The sequence below is a fragment of the Bradyrhizobium sp. UFLA01-814 genome, from assembly GCF_046718885.1.
GTDB lineage: Bacteria > Pseudomonadota > Alphaproteobacteria > Rhizobiales > Xanthobacteraceae > Bradyrhizobium > Bradyrhizobium elkanii.
This window is the reverse complement of sequence record NZ_JAQOSR010000003.1, coordinates 91,304-108,703: the sequence shown is the minus strand read 5'-3', so window position 1 is coordinate 108,703 and position 17,400 is coordinate 91,304. Positions and strand designations below refer to the sequence as shown.

Annotated in this window: 15 protein-coding genes; 7 read left to right on the top strand and 8 right to left on the bottom strand. The window is 61.1% G+C overall.

Annotated features, from left to right (window positions below):
* Positions 1-142 precede the first annotated feature (142 nt).
* Complete coding sequence (locus PMN64_RS01860) at positions 143-1,525, bottom strand: ABC transporter substrate-binding protein (protein ID WP_411779446.1); 1,383 nt, start codon at positions 1,523-1,525, stop codon at positions 143-145.
* 1,320 nt (positions 1,526-2,845) lie between these two features.
* Between PMN64_RS01860 and PMN64_RS01855 the strand changes: the two genes are divergently transcribed.
* Positions 2,846-3,925: a glycosyltransferase family 2 protein gene (locus PMN64_RS01855; RefSeq protein ID WP_411779445.1), complete on the top strand. Its 1,080-nt coding sequence runs from the start codon at positions 2,846-2,848 to the stop codon at positions 3,923-3,925.
* Here PMN64_RS01855 and PMN64_RS01850 read toward each other — a convergent pair.
* On the bottom strand, positions 3,873-5,291 hold the full coding sequence (locus tag PMN64_RS01850; protein ID WP_411779444.1) for a hypothetical protein: 1,419 nt from the start codon (positions 5,289-5,291) through the stop codon (positions 3,873-3,875). The genes PMN64_RS01855 and PMN64_RS01850 overlap by 53 nt on opposite strands.
* Positions 5,292-6,031: 740 nt before the next feature.
* Complete coding sequence (locus PMN64_RS01845; RefSeq protein WP_411779443.1) at positions 6,032-6,187, bottom strand: hypothetical protein; 156 nt, start codon at positions 6,185-6,187, stop codon at positions 6,032-6,034.
* A gap of 81 nt (positions 6,188-6,268) precedes the next feature.
* Here PMN64_RS01845 and PMN64_RS01840 point away from each other — a divergent pair, with 81 nt between their 5' ends.
* A complete protein-coding gene (locus PMN64_RS01840) occupies positions 6,269-6,949 on the top strand; it encodes a protein-L-isoaspartate(D-aspartate) O-methyltransferase (RefSeq protein ID WP_411779442.1) in 681 nt (226 codons plus the stop codon).
* Positions 6,950-6,979: 30 nt separating this feature from the next.
* Entirely contained in the window at positions 6,980-7,369 is a 390-nt protein-coding gene (locus PMN64_RS01835) for a hypothetical protein (protein WP_411779440.1), read from the top strand.
* Positions 7,370-7,727: 358 nt separating this feature from the next.
* On the opposite strand, the gene PMN64_RS01830 is transcribed toward PMN64_RS01835, so the two are convergent.
* Positions 7,728-7,916, bottom strand: coding sequence for a hypothetical protein (locus PMN64_RS01830; RefSeq protein ID WP_411779438.1), 189 nt, complete (start codon positions 7,914-7,916; stop codon positions 7,728-7,730).
* A gap of 523 nt (positions 7,917-8,439) precedes the next feature.
* Here PMN64_RS01830 and PMN64_RS01825 point away from each other — a divergent pair.
* From PMN64_RS01825 to PMN64_RS01815, 3 genes are all read left to right on the top strand, one after another.
* Complete coding sequence (locus PMN64_RS01825; RefSeq protein WP_411779437.1) at positions 8,440-10,170, top strand: PQQ-dependent dehydrogenase, methanol/ethanol family; 1,731 nt, start codon at positions 8,440-8,442, stop codon at positions 10,168-10,170.
* A gap of 111 nt (positions 10,171-10,281) precedes the next feature.
* On the top strand, positions 10,282-10,713 hold the full coding sequence (locus PMN64_RS01820; protein ID WP_411779436.1) for a hypothetical protein: 432 nt from the start codon (positions 10,282-10,284) through the stop codon (positions 10,711-10,713).
* Positions 10,714-10,730: 17 nt separating this feature from the next.
* On the top strand, positions 10,731-11,312 hold the full coding sequence (locus tag PMN64_RS01815) for a ubiquinol-cytochrome c reductase iron-sulfur subunit (RefSeq protein ID WP_411779434.1): 582 nt from the start codon (positions 10,731-10,733) through the stop codon (positions 11,310-11,312).
* 287 nt (positions 11,313-11,599) lie between these two features.
* Here the strand turns inward: PMN64_RS01815 and PMN64_RS01810 are convergent, their stop codons facing one another.
* From PMN64_RS01810 to PMN64_RS01795, 4 genes are all read right to left on the bottom strand, one after another.
* Positions 11,600-13,933 carry a molybdopterin cofactor-binding domain-containing protein gene (locus PMN64_RS01810; RefSeq protein ID WP_411779433.1) on the bottom strand — a complete coding sequence of 778 codons (2,334 nt, stop codon included), beginning with the start codon at positions 13,931-13,933 and terminating at the stop codon, positions 11,600-11,602.
* Between the two features lie 2 nt (positions 13,934-13,935).
* Positions 13,936-14,388, bottom strand: a complete 453-nt coding sequence (locus PMN64_RS01805) for a (2Fe-2S)-binding protein (RefSeq protein WP_411779432.1) — start codon at positions 14,386-14,388, stop codon at positions 13,936-13,938.
* 792 nt (positions 14,389-15,180) lie between these two features.
* On the bottom strand, positions 15,181-15,444 hold the full coding sequence (locus PMN64_RS01800) for a hypothetical protein (RefSeq protein ID WP_411779431.1): 264 nt from the start codon (positions 15,442-15,444) through the stop codon (positions 15,181-15,183).
* Between the two features lie 424 nt (positions 15,445-15,868).
* On the bottom strand, positions 15,869-16,597 hold the full coding sequence (locus PMN64_RS01795) for an S-adenosyl-l-methionine hydroxide adenosyltransferase family protein (RefSeq protein ID WP_411779430.1): 729 nt from the start codon (positions 16,595-16,597) through the stop codon (positions 15,869-15,871).
* Between the two features lie 344 nt (positions 16,598-16,941).
* On the opposite strand from PMN64_RS01795, the gene PMN64_RS01790 reads away from it, so the two are divergent.
* Positions 16,942-17,298 (top strand): Mth938-like domain-containing protein, encoded by a 357-nt coding sequence (locus tag PMN64_RS01790; RefSeq protein WP_411779429.1) that lies wholly within the window; start codon positions 16,942-16,944, stop codon positions 17,296-17,298.
* Positions 17,299-17,400: the final 102 nt, after the last annotated feature.

Sequence of the window (17,400 nt, the reverse complement as noted above, 5' to 3'; positions counted from 1 at the left end):
GCTCCACCGAAATCGCGGCAGTGCCTGCAGGATATCGCTGTGGCCGCACAACGTGGATGTTAGGTTTGCGTTGCCGGCCGCTCGATGGAGACCCGAACAAGGCCATGCCTTCGAGAAGGCATGGCCGTCTCGACTGCACCATTCAAGCGACCTGCGGCCAGGTCTCCTTGATCCAATTAAAGGTGGCCGTCGGATCGTTGTGACCATTGCCCGGCTTCGGCCAGTGCGGAGGCGCCGTAATATTCCGGATCGGAATAGTCACCATCCGATTCGGATCCAGGATTGGGAACGGGTATTCGGGCACGATCTTGCTGAAGCCCGTCACCGCGTCCTTGTAGCCCTGGTGATTGTCCGGACGGATGTAAAGATCACCGGCCGCCGTCTCGAAATACATGCCTTCAAGCTGGCTGATGATCGCCTCTTCCTCCGGCCAGCCACCTGTGAGTCTGTTCGCTTTCTCGACTGCAGTCTTGTACATATAGAGCGTGTGATACGCACCATCCGACTGGAAGTTCGGATACTCGTTCCAGCGCTTATGGTACTTCTCGACGAACCTTTGGTTGGCGGGCCACCGATTTCCCGGCGGGAAGGTGAAGTAATAGTTCGCGTGCACGCCCGCGATCACGCCTTCCGGGTGATCCTTGCCGATTGCATGCGGCGCAACGCCAAAAGCGATCGTGCTTGCAAACTTCGCGCTGTTGAACATGCCGTAACGCAAGGCCTGCTTGTACATTGCCACGTAATCGCCGCCCCAGACCGACGAAACGATCAAGTCTGGATTTGACGACATCGCCTTGGTGATGTGAGCGGTGAAATCGGTGGTGCCGAGCTTCGGCCAGCCTTCCGAGACGACCTGCGTGCCCGGCACAAGCTTGCCGAACGCGATGTTGAAGTGGTCGAAGGCATTGCGGCCATAGCTGTAGTCCGGGTGAATGTGCGCGATCCGCTTTGCCTCAGGCCAGGTCTGCGCCGCCGCCACCGCGCAAGTGACACCGTCCGCTGACTGGATGTTGGTGATGCGGAACGCGTATTTTGGATTCGGCACCGCCTTGTCCCACAGGAAGTCGGTGCAGCCGTCGACAAAAATCGTCAGCACGGCAAGCTCCTCGGCGACCGGGCCGAGCGCCGGCGTGTTGCCGCTCGATATGACGCCGGTAAACATGTCGATCTTTTCGGAGAGCTTCATACGGCGAAGCTCCTTCACGTTCGCGTCTGTGCCGGCTGCTTCGTCGGCGGTGATCGTCTCGATCTTGCGCTTGCCGAGAATGCCGCCTTGTGCGTTGATTTCCTCGGTCGCCAAGATATGGCCTTTGAGTGAAGGCTCGCCGAGCACTGCTCCGGGGCCCGTCAAGAAGGTCATGTGACCGAACTTGAGAGGCGTATCGGGAATTTTTCCTTTCGGTGCCGCCGGAGTCTGCGCCGACGCGGGAGCAATGGCCGGCATCGCGGTTGCTGCCGCGGCAGCGCCGACCGTCACGCCGAGGTTATTGAGAAAGCTTCTACGATCTACGTTTCTGTGCTCCATGGTTGATCCTCCTTTATCGAGGACATCGATGATCTCGTCACGTTCAAGCTCCTGAGAGGGCTCGTGCCCACATCTTAGGCCATTCTATCGCTGCAAACCACAGGTCTTGGATGCCTTTTTGACACACGCCGCGTTCGGCGTCATGGATTGCACCTCTCGAGCCCCGGCCGATGCACGCCGCCGCATGTAGGCGGTGCTGGGGGCGAATCTTGCTAGCGGCGCTGCGCCGGCGCGACGCCCTGGTTAGGGCGCCCGTCCGCTGAACTGAACTGGCGCGCAAGCTTTGGTGATGTCTTGCGCATCCCAGCCCGCCGCGGTGCAGCATTCTGTTCTCGCAAACTGACTGTCCCAGCCTCGCGCGCGTTGACGATCAGGGCTATCCTTTGATCGTGCTTTCGGCGAACCGCAGGAAGCTTGGCCTCGGTGGCAGCTCCTGGACGCAAGAGATGGGCTACACAGCCTTGCTTGGCATCAAATGACCCATGGCGGCCAAAAGGGTTTCGGCATGACCAAGCACGCCCGATCAGGGCACGCGACCCGATCGCCGCGTTTCCGCTTCCTGCAGAAGCTCGAAGCAGAGAAGAACGATCGCAAGGACCGCTCTCGGATCAAAGACCCGAAACCGTCTGTCGAAGAGCTGTTCTATCCCCGGAAGCCAAGATGAACCAGACATGCCCACGATGACGGAGGCTGCTGAGTCCGGATATGGCGGGAGACAGTTGGATTGGAGTTCTTGTCCCGGCGAAATTGCTGCGCTGCGTGAGTGGGCGACTGACACGAACCGAGTAGCCAGGTAGCCGATCTGCGGCCGGTTCACCGTAGGCCTCGATACGCCAGTTCCGCAGGAGACCAAGTGCTATTGGAGCAACTCAGGGGTGACGCCAACTGTATGCACCAAATGGTGCGGAACGTCCATTTGGGAATGCCAACTACGGACGATGCATTGCTTTGGACAGGTCCACCACAGGGCGATCAGCTATGTCGTACCGGATGAAGTACCGATAGAGCTTGATAGGGGTTCTGGCGCGCGTTCTCGTAGCTCGGTATGTGTGCGACGGCCCCGAACACTCCAACGCACCCAGAGTGCGTTCCGGCGTCGCGGACCGGACATCGCGAGCATCTGCTCGGGGTCGGAGCATGTACCTGGGAGCCGCGGGAGGATCGCGTGGCCAACCCCTCGGGGGATCATTGTACGCCGCAATGAATTGGCAGGCGACGGAACGATCAGCGGATGCTTGTGTTGATTTACAAATCCTCATGACTCATACGGCTGGATCCGGGCGAACTGGATGAGCAGACTGCAGGCCTTATGGTCAGGCCATGAAGCAACACAGTGTGGCGGTAATCCTTCCTTGTCGCAATGAAGAGGCGGCCGTCGGCGCCACGGTAACAGCATTCCGTGCGGCTTTGCCTGACGCTGTCATTTATGTCTACGATAACAATTCGACTGATAGCACTGTGAATGTAGCTCGCGCTGCTGGCGCGATAGTTCGAACCGAACTGACGCCAGGAAAGGGCAACGTCGTCCGCCGGATGTTTGCAGACATTGATGCCGACGTCTATGTGATGGCCGACGGCGACGCGACCTATGACGCAGCGGCTGCTCCGACGATGGTACGGGAGTTGGTCGAAAGTCGGCTAGACATGGTGGTAGGGGTACGAAGTTCGATCGCCAAGACCGCGTATCGGCCAGGCCATCGCCTCGGCAATGCGATCCTCACTGGAATGTTGTCGCGTATCTTCGGTCGCTCGTTCAGCGATGTCCTGTCGGGCTATCGCGTATTCTCGCGCCGGTTCGTAAAAAGCTTCCCAGCTCTCTCGGAAGGTTTTGAGGTAGAGACGGAGATGAGCATCCATGCTCTGGAGTTGCACATGCCGGTGGCCGAGGTCGTGACTGCTTACAAAGTACGGCCGGAAGGTTCGACGTCCAAGCTCTCCACATTCCGCGACGGTTGGCGCATCTTGTCAACAATCCTGACGCTGTTTCGAATCGAAGAGCCGATGTTCTTTTTCGGTACAGCCGGCGCGGTGCTCGGGTTCGTTTCGATCGTGATCGCGGTGCCTGTTGCCGTCACGTATGCTGAGACCGACTTGGTGCCGCGTTTGCCCACCGCGGTTCTTTCGACAGGACTGATGATACTCGCCTTCCTTAGCTTGTTCAGCGGAATGATTCTCGACACCGTCGTGCGTGGCCACCGCGAGTTGCGGCGGCTTGCTTATTTGGCCCTGCGCCCTCCGGGGCGAGAGATGTCATCCGATCTGTCCCGATCGGCGTCCCGTCAGGACTCGTCCCGCGCAGGCGATGCGACCGGATCTTCTGCGCACACGAGACTCGCGAGTGGCGCAACTAGTCCCTCCGCAGGCATGCGGCCAGTTCGACGGCGCAAAGGGACAGCATGAGGCTCACCATCGGCACTGCGGGAACCAAATATCGCCAGACATCGAGGGTGTGGGCGCCGGCGGCGGTCACGATCGAAGCCGCCCACATCACAACCACGATCCCTGCGCGCGCCGAGAACTCAGGTCGCCGACGCCACACGGCGGTCACCGCCCAAAATAAGACGGCGATAACGAAGGCGGTGGACAACGCCTTGAACAGATAGGCGGAGATGCCAGGGAGATCGGACAATAGGCCGATCCGAACCGGTCCGCCTTGCAGATCGATGGGCTCAGCCGCCCGGCCGTGCCGCGTTATGATGTCGGACACGAGCGGCACGTCGTCGGTCGACACCGGTATGGCGGGCTCAAGTCCGTACGGCGGCCATGCGACCGACGCTCCATAGGCCATCTGATGGACGAATTTGCCCGCGTAGGCCAGCGGCCGGTCGCGCACGGCGGCCAGGAAAATGCTGCGATAGGCTGAGGCCGCGCCGACAGCATTCCCGGTATCGTCGGCGACGTCTCGATCCAGTGCGGCGTCGAAGAGGCACGCGTCGCCGAAGAACCCGAGCACGGGCCAGCGACCCGGCTCCGCGGCAAAGTCGGCGGCAAGCCGTGCCATCGTGGCGTCGGCGCGGTCGCCGGCCGCCGACACTATCTCGCGTCGCGCTGCATCGCTTGCAAGCACGATGTTCAGGTGATTGCAGAACAGTGTCTTGGGGAGGAACACAGTGGACGACTGGTCGGAGTCGGAAGCCCCGAACCGGGAACCGGCGGCGAGGAGGGCCAGCGCCGCCGCCACGGACAGGGCGATCACGGCAACGCGCGCGGGCGTGTCTGGCCGGGCGACGCAAGCACCCACCAGGACGGTGGCGATTGGGACCAGCATTCCCTGCGACCTGAGGCACGCCGCGACTGCTGCACACAGGACGGCGGCTGCGACCGCGCAGCACCGCGCCGTTCTGCCGGCGCAGTTGGCAACGAGCAACCCAGCCGCTGCCAGATTGAGGAACACCGCAAAGAGAAGGTCTGCGGTGAGGACGTGCCTGAACAGCAGCAGGCCCGGATACAAAGCCACAAGGATGATCGGCACGAGCCCAGCGGCATTGCGCGTCGCCGTCTGGGCAGTTGCTGCAAGTGCCAACATCAGGACGGCCCACGCCGCCTGTTGCAGCCGCACCACCGTACTGAGGTCACCTCCGAACGCGACCGTCACGGCCAGGAGCGCCGGGTAACCCGGATCGCGCCCACCCGCCACGGTCGGCCTTCCGGTCTCGAGCGTAAGAAGCGCAGATTCCACGAAGGGCGGCGTGTCGCCCCAGATAACCGGGACTGTCGGCCTGAACGACACGACGATCGCCACCAGCAGCGCGGTCCACGCCAGCACAGCCCATGGCCACCCGACGCCGCGCAGAGAGGCGGCTCTGCCCGTTGTACGCGCTGGAGCATCGCAGTCGGACCGCACGATCGCCGTCCACTCGGGAGTTCGAACGCTGTCCCAGCTTCATGCTAGACCAAAACGCTCTACGGGACCATCGGAGAGCACAGCGTGCTCTCGTCAGCGGACGAGGCGCATTTTGACTTCGTACGACCCTATCCGGCTTATTTCTGTAAAGCGGACGTTGATGCAGGGGTTGCTCTTGGTCCGTTAGGGCCAATTGCTGACATCGCGTGCGGGCGTTTTCGGTGGGCCAAGTATCCGCTCATCGTTGATGAGCACCGGGCCGTCGAGCGAGGCAAGCCATCGACCCATACACCACGATGACTTTCAATCATTGCTGTTTCGCGATCGCCCCAGCGACCGCATCGTGGTCGCGCGCATGCAGGGGTCCTTTGATGAACCAGCATGCCAGCAAAAAGAGCGTCCCGCCGTCCTTCGGCGCAGATGTGGACGGTATCGAGTCCTGCTCAACCGCAATACTTATCCAATCTGATCGCTTTTACGTCGCCAGATTTTCGGCGATGAGACGGCCGCGCGAGCAAAGGAGCGGCGCCGGATTGCTGGTAAAATGCCTGCCGACGGCATGGTCGCTGCCCGTTCCGCAACCAAGATTTCGGCATGTTCCGCTTCATGGGCAGCTGTAGAGATTATACAATCTTTCCCGCCCGTTTGAAGGTGTCTTGTCCTCAATCGGCCTGCGATATCTTCAGCGTGTCGTGGGCAACGTGGTCGGCGGCAAAGTTCCACTTGAGGAACCTGCGCCGCATTGCCTCGATAGTGGCCGTGGCGGGTGGCCGGCTGCTGTAATAGTCCGGCTGGGCGAGCGCGGACGCACCGCCCATGCGCAAAGCCTGTGTGATCCGTGGCAGGCTGGAACATCAGTTAGGGCAAGCTTTCCGATCGTGTGCCCGTGAAGGTTGCCAATGCGAGCAGAAGATCTTGAGCCCCTGCGTAAACACATGCTCGCGGTCATCGCCGCCAGTGCCTTTGGCCTGTGCGACACAATCGGCAAGAGTGCCTTGGACGAACGCGTCATGACGGCCATGGGCAAGGTGCCGCGGCATGCGTTTGTGCCAATCGAACTTCAGCCCTACGCGTATTACAATATTCCACTTCCAATCGGCTTCGCAAAGACGATCTCGCAGCCATTTATCGTCGCCTTAATGACCGACCTGCTCGACATCAATGCCGACGACAGCGTGCTCGAAATCGGTACCGGTCTTGGCTATCAGGCCGCTATCCTCGCGCAGCTGGCCCGCAAGGTATACTCCGTTGAAATAATCGAAGAGCTTGGCCAAGCGGCGAAACAACGACTCCGACAGCAGGGCTGCAGCAATGTCGAACTCAAGATTGCCAATGGCTATCACGGTTGGTCAGAGCACGCCCCCTTTGACAAGGTGATCGTGACGGCCGCTCCCGATCTGATTCCTCCTCCGCTGATCCACCAATTGAAAGCAGGTGGGAAAATGGTGATACCGGCCGGCCTGCCCAATACGCAGCAGCTTATCGTGGCCGAGAAGCTCGCCAACGGCAGAATGACCATGAAGGAGATTCTGCCCGTTCGATTCTCTCAACTCGAGGGGACTGAGCCCGGCTTATCATGAGCCCGATGGCGCATCCGTAGCGGAGCATAGATGACCAGTTCGAAAACGATCGCCGGCCTGATCGGTCCCACCCTTGTCGCTATCGCTGCCGGCATGCTGCTGAACATTGGCTCGTTCCCCGCACTGGCGGAACAGGTTTCCCGCGACCTCGCACTCATCTTCGTGTCAGGCATCCTCTTGTTCGTCGCTGGGCTTGCCATTGTGCGCGTTCACAATAGCTGGATGAACGGATGGCCGGTGCTTGTGACCGTCCTTGGCTGGCTGTTCGTCCTGGGTGGCCTTGCCCGAATGCTTTTTCCAACCGTACTCACCGCGATTGCCGCCGGAATTGGTCAGATCACCGGCGCGATCATTGCAGGAGCCATCGTCCTCCTGGGGCTGGGCGCCTTTCTTTCGTTCAAGGCATATCGACGTGATTAAGCACGCGCACGCTTTCCAGTGAGCATTTTCATGACAGCTGTGGGTCAAAATGCGACCACGCGGGGAGGGCAGCTCTTGGCGCAAAGCGGACTTTCGGTCGGACCCCCACTTCTCAGAAGGGCCGCAAACGGACTCGTGCACTGCAGCGGATTGCCCGCGTCGTGCGCCGCGTTCAGTCGCGCTTATATTCGTCCCCACAGCCGCGTTTCTGCGGCGTGACTGCTTTTACCAACCCCGCAGCCTGCTCTCGTGGTGTTTGGCGTGTATGTGATGCCCAATGCGCACCGACGTGCTTTCGGGCGATCGGTTCAGATCGTTTTCCAGACGATTGAGCGTTCGCTTTATGCGGAGGACGTTCTCAGTTTGGTGGGGAAGCAACGACGAACTCCGGGGTCAGCGTTACCCTGGCCTTAACGGAATTTGCGATGAAGTATTGGGCTTTGACGCCTTCCATGGTTTTGCGGGCAGGCTCGAGTTTGGCTGCGCTTTCGTATCCGGCCGGGGTCAGGCATCGGGCGTGAGCGAGCGTGAGGAATGTCAGCATCATGTACGTTTTGAGCGAGCCGACGGGCATCTCTTCGGGCGCCCAAATTCCGACCCGCCACTGAACTCCGGCGGGCGGCCAACGACGATGTTCGGTCTTCCCATTGCCGAGAGCATACCGCCGCGCGTCAGCGCAAGCATCTGCTTGAGGTCGGAATCGTTGATCTGTGGAGCATGTGCCTGGGAGCCGCGAGGGGATCGCCGTGTCAAGCTCTCGGGGAATCATCGCATGCGACAATAAGTTTGGCAGGCGACTGAACGATCAGTGGATGTTTGTGGTTATTATGCAAAACCCTCATGACTCTGCACTCCAAAGCTATGACGCGATGGCCGTGGGCAACGCTGGGGTTTTGGAGCAATCGAGACAGGTGGCGAGCAAACGAGAAAGAGTAGCTGCCACGTTTTGTTGGAAGGGTAGGTGCTCAGCACCCAGGGTGAGGGGCGCGGTCGCAACGGTTCCCGTGCCCCAAACGATCGCACCACCCACCATGGGGTGGGTGAAGAGATAGGCACAGGGAGATGACGTCATGACCAGAAAGCAATGGCTTTTATCGACCGTTGTCGCGTTCACAACCCTTGTTTCAACCGCTGCCGTCGCCGGTTCGAGCGGGAATTACAGTCCGGTGACCGCAGCGCGGTTGGAAAATCCGGAGCCGGGCAACTGGCTGATGACGCGCGGCAACTACAAGGGTTGGAGTTACAGCTCTCTCGATCAGATCAACACCAGCAACGTGAAGGCGCTGGTGCCGGTGTGGACCTTCTCCACTGGTGTGGATTCTGGTCACGAAGCGCCGCCGATCGTGAACAACGGAGTGATGTTCGTCTCGACGCCGTACAGCCAGGTGATCGCCTTGGATGCGGCCACGGGCGATCTGCTCTGGCGCTTCAAGCCCAAGCTTCCCGAAGGGTTCAGCGCCCTGCACAACACCAACCGTGGCGTGGCGCTGTACGGCGACAAGGTTTATCACGCCGGGCTCGATGCCGTGCTGGTCGCGCTCGACGCCAAGACCGGCAAGATCGCCTGGGAGGCGAAGGTCGAGGATTGGAAGACCGGCTACTACATGACCATGGCGCCCCTGGTGGTGAAGGGCAAGATTCTGGTCGGCGTGGCGGGCGGCGAATTCGGCGTGCGCGGCTTCGTGCAGGCATTCGACGCCGAGTCCGGCAAGCCGGTGTGGAAGACCTACACGGTTCCGGCACCCGGCGAGCCGGGAAGCGACACCTGGCAGAAGCCCGACACCTGGAAGACCGGCGGTGCCTCCACCTGGATGACCGGCACCTATGACGTCGAGTCCAACACGGTCTATTGGGGGACCGGCAACGCCTCGCCATGGTTCGGCGATCAGCGGCCGGGCGACAACCTGTACACCTCCTCCACGCTCGCGCTCGATGGCGATACGGGCAAGATCAAGAGCTATTTCCAGTACCATCAGAACGAGTCGTGGGACTGGGACGAGATGAATCCCCCAATGCTGGTGGACTTCCAGAAGGACGGCGCCACCACCAAGGGCCTGCTGAAGCCGGCACGCAACGGCTACCTGTACTGGTTCAAGCGCAATCCGGACGGCGGGATCTCCTACATCAACGCACAGGCCTACGTGCCGCAGAACGTCTTCAAGAGCATCGACCCGAAGACCGGGCGGCCTGAGGTCGACATGGCCCACAAGCCGGCCACCGGCAAGGCGGCCCAGTTCTGCCCTGGCCTGTGGGGCGGCAAGGACTGGCCGTACGAGGCCTATAACCCGAAGACCGGAATGGTCTACATTCCGTCCAACGAGAACCACTGCAACAACCTGGAAGGCAAGGTTGAGGAGCGCGTCCCCGGACAGTGGTGGACAGGCGTTGCCATCCCGGATCTTCACTTCTCGGTCGACACGAAGGCGAGCTTCTACGGCGAGATCCAGGCCTACGACGTCGACAGCGGCAAGCGGATTTGGCGCAACCTTTATCCGGCCTCAATGATGTGGGGCTCGATACTTACCACCGGCGGCGGCCTTCTCTTCACGGGCGGCACCAACGATCGGGAGTTCCGCGCCTACGATGCCAAGACCGGCGAGCAGCTTTGGCACTTCAAGACCAACTCCGGGATCATGGCGCCGCCTTCGACCTACGAGGTCAACGGCGTGCAGTATGTGGCGGTGCAGTCCGGCTACGGAGTCGACGCGGCCTTCCAGCAGGGGCTGATGAGCGAGCTGGTAGGTTGGCAGAAGGACGTGCCGCAGGGCGGCGTCGTCTGGGTCTTCGCCGTCTCCAAGTGAGTCCAACTTTGTTCGCGACCGGCCGCAAGCAATGGCGGCCGGTTTCTCGGCCGGCGGGGTTTCGTTGTCTTTTCGAGCAAACTGGTTAGGCCTCATTCGTTGGGAATTCTGATGCTGATCCGTTTCTCTGCCTTTACACTGGTCGCCGCGCTGGCGACCTCTCCGGCATCGCTGGGGTTCGAACCGGCGCGAGCTGATGAGTCGCCAGCCTACACGGTCGAGGTGACCGACGTGTCCGCCAAGGTCGGCGAGCCGGCCGTGCTGCACGCCACGTTGCGCATTCGCGACGGCTACCGTGTTCTCCAGGGCTACAACAATCGCGTGATCGAGCTCTCGTCGTTTGACGATGGGGTGGCGTTCGAGCGTCGTGTGGTGCGAGGCACCATTCAGGAGGGCGGGCTCGACTTCGCAATCGGCGTGCGGGCCACAAAGCCCGGCAGACACCCGATCAATGGCTACTTCAGGGTCGGCTACATCCATGGCCCCGACGAGCTGGCAATGGTGTCGCTGCGCTTGATCGCGAACGTCAATGGAACCGAATAGTGGAAGGAGTGAGCCACATGCCTTGCGATGATTGGCTGCACCGTCGCTGCTACAAGCGTCGAACGATCCTCGGGCTGGCGCTTGCGCCGCTGCTGATGTTGGCCGGTCCCGCGCGCACGGCCGAGGAGGGCGAGGCTGCCAAGCCCCCGGCGCCGGACGATCGCTTCGCGTTTTTGACCGGTCCGAACAAGGGACAAGTTGTGCGGGCCGAGGACCTTACGCTCGGCGGCCCGCAAGTGCAGGCCTATCCGATGGCTCCGGACGGCACGGTGCGCAGCGACAGCCGCCTCAATCTGGTGGTCCTGGCGAGGTTCGACCCCGCCGCACTGAGCGATGAGACGCGGGCTCGCGCCGCAGACGGCGTCGTTGCCTATTCGGCGATTTGCACGCATCAGGGCTGCCCCGTGAACGCGTGGTCGAATGAGCGCAGCGCGTTCGTCTGCTCCTGCCACGGCGCCATCTATGATCCCCGAAACGCCGCCGAGGTGATCGGTGGGCCGGCTCCGCGTCCGCTTGCGGCGCTCGGGCTGAAGCTCAAGGACGGCGTCGTGACGGTTGCTTCGACCTTTTCGGGTCGCGTCGGTGCCACGCAGGGCTGATCCGCGCCTCACATTGAGACCGTCCGAGCGCCGAGAGCAGGATGAACAGGTTCATCTGGGCGATGCCGCGCCCGATGTGCTGGCCCTTCGGCGAGAATTCCCTATCGAAGCTCGACGGGATCCGCTGCTTCTTTTAAGTGTCGGCCATCGCCGGTCGGAGAACAGCGTTCCTCAGGGCGGCGTTGTCTGGGTTTTCGCGGTCAAGAAGTAACGCCGGGAAAAAGCTGCCGGCAAGGAAATGCGGCGGACCTTTCGGTCCGCCGCTTTCTTTTGGGTCATCCCACGCCTCATGCCTCCAGTTGCTTGCCGATCGGCAGCGCTCGGATGCGCTTGCCGGTGGCTGCGAAGATGGCATTGATCAACGCTGGCGCGAACGGGGGCACGCCCGGCTCGCCGACGCCGCTCGGCGGCGTATCGGCGCCCGGAGGCACAATGTGGACGTTGGTTAAAAGCGGGGCCTCGTCGATGCGGACCACAGGGAAATCGTCAAAATTGCCCTGTTGCACCTTGCCGTCCTTGAGGGTGATCTCGCCATGTTTGGCAAGGCTCAGGCCCATGATGGCAGCGCCCTCAATCTGAGCCTGGATGCGCTCCGGGTTGACATATGTTCCGCAATCGATGGCGGTGTCGACCCTGGGCACCGTGAGCTTGCCCTTTTCGTCAACAGATACCTCGACCATGGTCGCGATATAGCTGACGAAGCTCCGGTGTACCGCAATGCCGAGCCCGTGTCCTTTGGGCAAACTTCGTCCCCAGCCGCCCTTGTCCGCGACGAGTTCAACCACCTTGCGAAGTCGGGCGGTATCGATGGGATAGCTGTCGTAAGGCTCGCCGTAGTTCCAGAGGTCCTTCACGGAGGAGAGATTGACGAGCCGTGGAGAGCCAATGAGCTCCAACAGCATGTCCTTTGGATCGCGGTTGGTGGCATGGGCGATTTCGGCAACCATGGACTGGACCGCGAAGGCGTGCGGGATGTTCGACACCGAACGGAACCAGCCGATGCGGGTATGCGCGGTCGCTTCCGGGTTCTCGCACTGGATATTGGCGATCTCGAACGGCATGTCGACAAGGCCCATGCCGAGCTCGAAGGCCGCCTCATGCACCGTATCGGCCTTAAAGGTCGAGGCGATGCTCGGCGCGACGCTGCGGTGCCGCCACGCGATCACCTTGCCGTTCTTGTCAAGGCCAGCCTCGATGCGTTCCGCGGACACGGTGTGGAGGAAGCCGTTACGGACGTCGTCTTCCCGCGTCCACTGCACCTTCACCGGCGCGCCTAGCTCTTTCGAAAGCAGCGCCGCTTCGAGCGCGTAATCGCACTTCGATTTGCGCCCAAATCCGCCGCCGAGCAGCGTGACGTCGACACTCACGTTCTCTTCGGGAATGCCAAGCGTTTTCGCGACGTCTTCGCGCGTTCCTCCCGGGCTTTGCAAGGGCGCCCAGATCTCCACCTTGTCACCCTTGACGTCTGCGACCGCGGTGGGCGGCTCCATGGTGACATGGGAAAGATGCGGCAGGTAGTACTCACCCACGATCACCTTGTCGGCGCCCTTTAAGGCGGCGTCGACGTCGCCTTCCTTGCGCACAATCAGCCCCGGTTTGCGCGCGGCTTCCTCGAGCTGGGCCCGGTAGGCAACCGACTCGTATTTGGCGTTGGGTCCGTCGTCCCAGACGATCTTCAGCGCGTCGCGCCCCTTGATGGCGGCACTGGTGTTGCGCGCAATCACCGCCACCCCGCCGAGCGGCTGGAACTTGGAGGGCCACGGCCATCCTTTGACCTCCATGACCTTTTCGACGCCGGAAACCTTGATGGCCTCGGCCCCGTCGAAGGACACGAGCTTCCCACCGGTTACCGGTGGCCGGGCTATAACGGCATACTTCATGCCGGGCAGGCGGACGTCGGCGCCGTACTGCGCCTTGCCGACGGTGATATCGCGGAGGTCTACGATGCGGGTCTCGCCTTTGCCGAGATAGCGGAAGTCCTTAGGGTCCTTGAGTTTCAGACTTTCAATGCTCGGCACCGACTGCTTCGCTGCGTCGGCGGCCAGCTCGCCAAAGCCGATGCGACGTCCGCTCGCACTGTGGACCACCTCGTGATTGACGGCCTTCACCTCGATGGGAGGCACGCCCCAGCGTTTCGCCGCGGCAGCTTCAAGCATCATGCGCGCGGAGGCGCCGATCTCGCGCATCGGCATCAAGTAATGCCGCGTGCTGCGCGATCCGTCGGTATCCTGGTTGCCATATTTGACTTCGTCGCCATGCGCCTGCTGGACGCGGACGCGCGACCAGTCGGCTTCCATCTCTTCGGCGACGACCAGGGGCAGGCTGGTTCGGACGCCCGTTCCCATCTCGGAGCGGTGCGCGAAGATCGTAACTATTCCGTCCGGTGCGATCGCCACGAAAACGCGCGGGTCGACCACGGTACCGTGCGGCATGTCGTCCGCGCCGGTTTTGTACGCCGCAAAAGCGGGGCTTGACATCACCGGAGCGGCGAGCACGAAGCCGCCGGCGATGCCGAGACCCTTCAGGATACTGCGACGCGAAACGTTCTCGACTTTGACTTTCCCGACCTTGATATGTCGCTCAAAGCCACGGAGTTTGTTGGGATTGGTCAGGATATTCATGGTCACACCCCCGTCGATGCGAGATGGACGGCGTTTTCGATGCGCTGATACGTGCCGCATCGGCAGATGTTGCCCGCCATCGCTTCCCGTATCTGGTCGCGAGACGGTTTTGGATTTTGGATCAGCAGCGCAACTGCCTGCATGATCTGACCGGCCTGGCAATAGCCGCATTGCGGGACGTTTTGGTCGCGCCAAGCCTTCTGAACCGGATGATCTCCCGTCGGGTGGAGCCCTTCGATCGTCGTGACCTCGCGGCCGACCACGTCGGAAACCGAGGTGATACACGCGCGTACGGCATCCTTGTCGACAAGGACGGTGCAAGCGCCGCAGAGGGCTTGGCCGCAGCCGAACTTAGTTCCAGTCAATCCCACCTCATCACGCAGAAACCAAAGCAGGGGAAGATTAGGATCACCATCCCAGCTCTGTTCCTGGCTATTAATCTTCAACTTTAACATGATCGTCCCTCCGCTCTTCTTAAGCTGCTGAGGCCCAATTCGGCGCAAGCCGGAACGTGCTTCCATTTGGCTGCGTCAACCGCTCGACTTCCCGCACGGTTGAACCGTGTCAGGAAGGTTGACAGACCTCATTGCAGGACCTGTTCGGTTGTCTGTTCTTGCGCATGTGTCCTGCTCCTATTGAGTTCTTGGTTGTTGTGCAGGCGGACCTTCGTCGCGCAGGTTGGGATGCTATCAGAAATTGACGTAGAGCTGGCTAATTTTTTCCTGCTGAAGGGGAGCAACTGTTGCCGAAGCTTTTTAGTTTTCGAGCGAACAAGGTCTGAGACTGCGCGGGAGCGGCAAGAAACAATGCCTCGGTCGGCGACTGCGGACAGCAGATCGGATCCGCATGGTGAGCCAGCGCACGTCGACGGTGACGGCTCGAAGCTCAACATTGCTGAATTCTAGATTGCGTGCGTGGCGTATGTAGAAGTGCTGCGCCGGCAAGGGGCCAAACAAAGCAGGCTCGGTGCCGATCGGAGGGTTGGAGCGCGGCCATCTCGGCCGTACCGCCGCCCCTAAGATATGCACGTTGCGGCCGCAATCGATGTTTATTCCGTCTCGATGGCATCGCGAGGCGCTCATCACATACGTCCGCAAGTCGAATAGGCGCGGTGACCGTCGTCACCCACATGACTCGCTGCAGAACAGGAAAATCGCCTAGCTATATCGAAAGATGGCAAACGGTCAGGTTGTACTGATGCAACTGAAGCCTTGGAAAGTGGCGCGAGCGCCTCCCGTCGTCACTATCTATCTCTCATACCAGCCGACGAGGGTCGCCTCCGCGATTGAGGACTTGCGCGCCTCTCGTTCGATCTCGCGGCAGGACGCGTTGGCCTTTGCCTGAAGCAGGTCGGTCGAGATGGCAATCAGCCGGAAGTGATAATGATGAGGTCCATGGCCATGGGGCGGACACGGGCCGCCATAGCCTACTTTGCGGAAATCATTGACTGCCTGTTTCACACTGAGATAACCAACCGCGCGCTCGCCCGCGTACCGCCCGTTGTTGATCACGCCAATAAGCCCGCATCGCATGTGCAACACAAGGCGAGAATTGCGTCGATGTCATCGACCATCCGCCGGCGATCGGCGGCCTCTCGCTGCGCAGCGGAAGCCGTAACCAGCACGGCGCTGGCCAAGATGGCGCGTACGCCAAACCAGAGGGTTCGTGGGCTCCACAACATCCTAGTTCACCCATCGAAGTGCCGCGCCCGCCTTTTCATAGGACTGGGATTCCAGGCGATCCTGATTACTGCACCCGATATTTGCTCGCATAATGCTTCCCGAGAATCTTGCGGGTCTGATCGGACAGTCGCCTGTTGCCGGTCGCAGGTGGCTTCGCGCGGCGCTTTTTGGGCTTCAGCCAATCCGTTCTCGAACTCTGTTTTCTTGGCATGAGCATCACTGCAGATCAAAGTTGTGAGGGGACCGCCTTCCTTTAAGAGACAATCTCGACCGGAATGCCGATCGCGAGACCGAGATCGCGGTCCGCGCGCCCTTGGTTGACCGCTATTTCGGCGAGCCCGTTCGAATTCTCATACCAAAAGGCTGCGCCTGGCGGCCGATCACTGAAGGTCCTCTCGCGCTCCAGTAGCCGACCTGCGGCGGCAATCCTGGCGGTGGGCGCGAGGATGGCCGCCCTCAACCCAGTCATGGCATTGCCAAAATGGTCGACGTAGACGATCTCACGGAGGTCGTCCGGCCAGTCCGCGCGGCGATCCGCGCCATCCCCCCGCGGCTGGCCGGGTGGTGGCTCGCCGAGCGCCAGCATAGCTGCGACAGGTGCGAAGAGGTCGCGCCCGTGAAAGCTGGCAGAGAGCCGCTCAGGCCTCCAGTCGATGTCCCAACTGCGCGTCTTTGCGGCACGGCGCTGAACCAACTCAAACAAGCCGTTGCCGGGACCGGCGTACCACCGGCCGTCGGCCTCAAGCACAATGGCCGGGCGCGTCCCGCCGACGCCGGGATCGACGATGCAGAGAAAGACGGTTCCCACCGGAAACCACGAGGCATAGACGGCCAAGAGGTACGCGGACGCCTTGGGATTGCCCACGGGCGCATCCGCGAAGAGGTCGATAGCGGGAACGCCCGGCGCCATCTGGTGCAGCACCGCCTTTACCTGACCCGTATAGGGGCCGTGCAATCCGAAATCCGTGAACAGCACAATCATGTTGTCAGCTTGCGCTCGTGGCCCGCACGCCGCGACCTTGCGGACGAACCCTGTTGGACCTCAACGGCCGAAATTGTCGACGGTTCGGCTTACGATCTTCGCCCGATCGGGAGTAGAATGAGCGGACGCCCGCGGGCGCTCGTGCCCACAGGCGGGTCCGGCCGGACACCGTCGCGCAACTCTCCGTCACGCTGTTGGCCAGAAGCTGGGAATTACCCAGTGATCCACACGACGAATTCTATGACCGAACCCGAGCGTTTGGAAGGCTTTCCTGGACGCTACTGGCACCGGCGTCGAAGCGCCTCACTGCTGCGTGTTGAAGCGAGAGTTGGGAGGAGGTCCCGATGAATATTGACAGCACCACATTTGGCACGATTACGATCGACGGAAAAACCTATGAGCACGACGTGGTCGTTCGCCTTTCCGGCGAAGTTGTGAAGCGGAAAAAGAAGCTGTCAAAGAAGCTCTATGGTAGTTCGCACGTGCTTTCAGAAGACGAGGCAAGATTCCTTTTCGAGAAGGGATGCAACCAGATCGTCATTGGCTCAGGCCAGTATGGCAACGTGCACCTGTCACCGGAAGCTGAGGCCTATTTCGAACGGAAGGGCTGCAAGGTCCTGTTGAAGCCCACACCCGAGGCAATCCGGATGTACAACCGTTCGCGCGCAAGGAGGATCGGGCTCTTTCACGTGACCTGTTGACGTTTGCGAAGACGGTCCGTGTCGATGAAACGGAGGGAGTCGAGGTGCTTCGCGAACTCGGGGTTCCAGAGGGGAACTGAAGCGTTGGCCTATTTGGGCGTT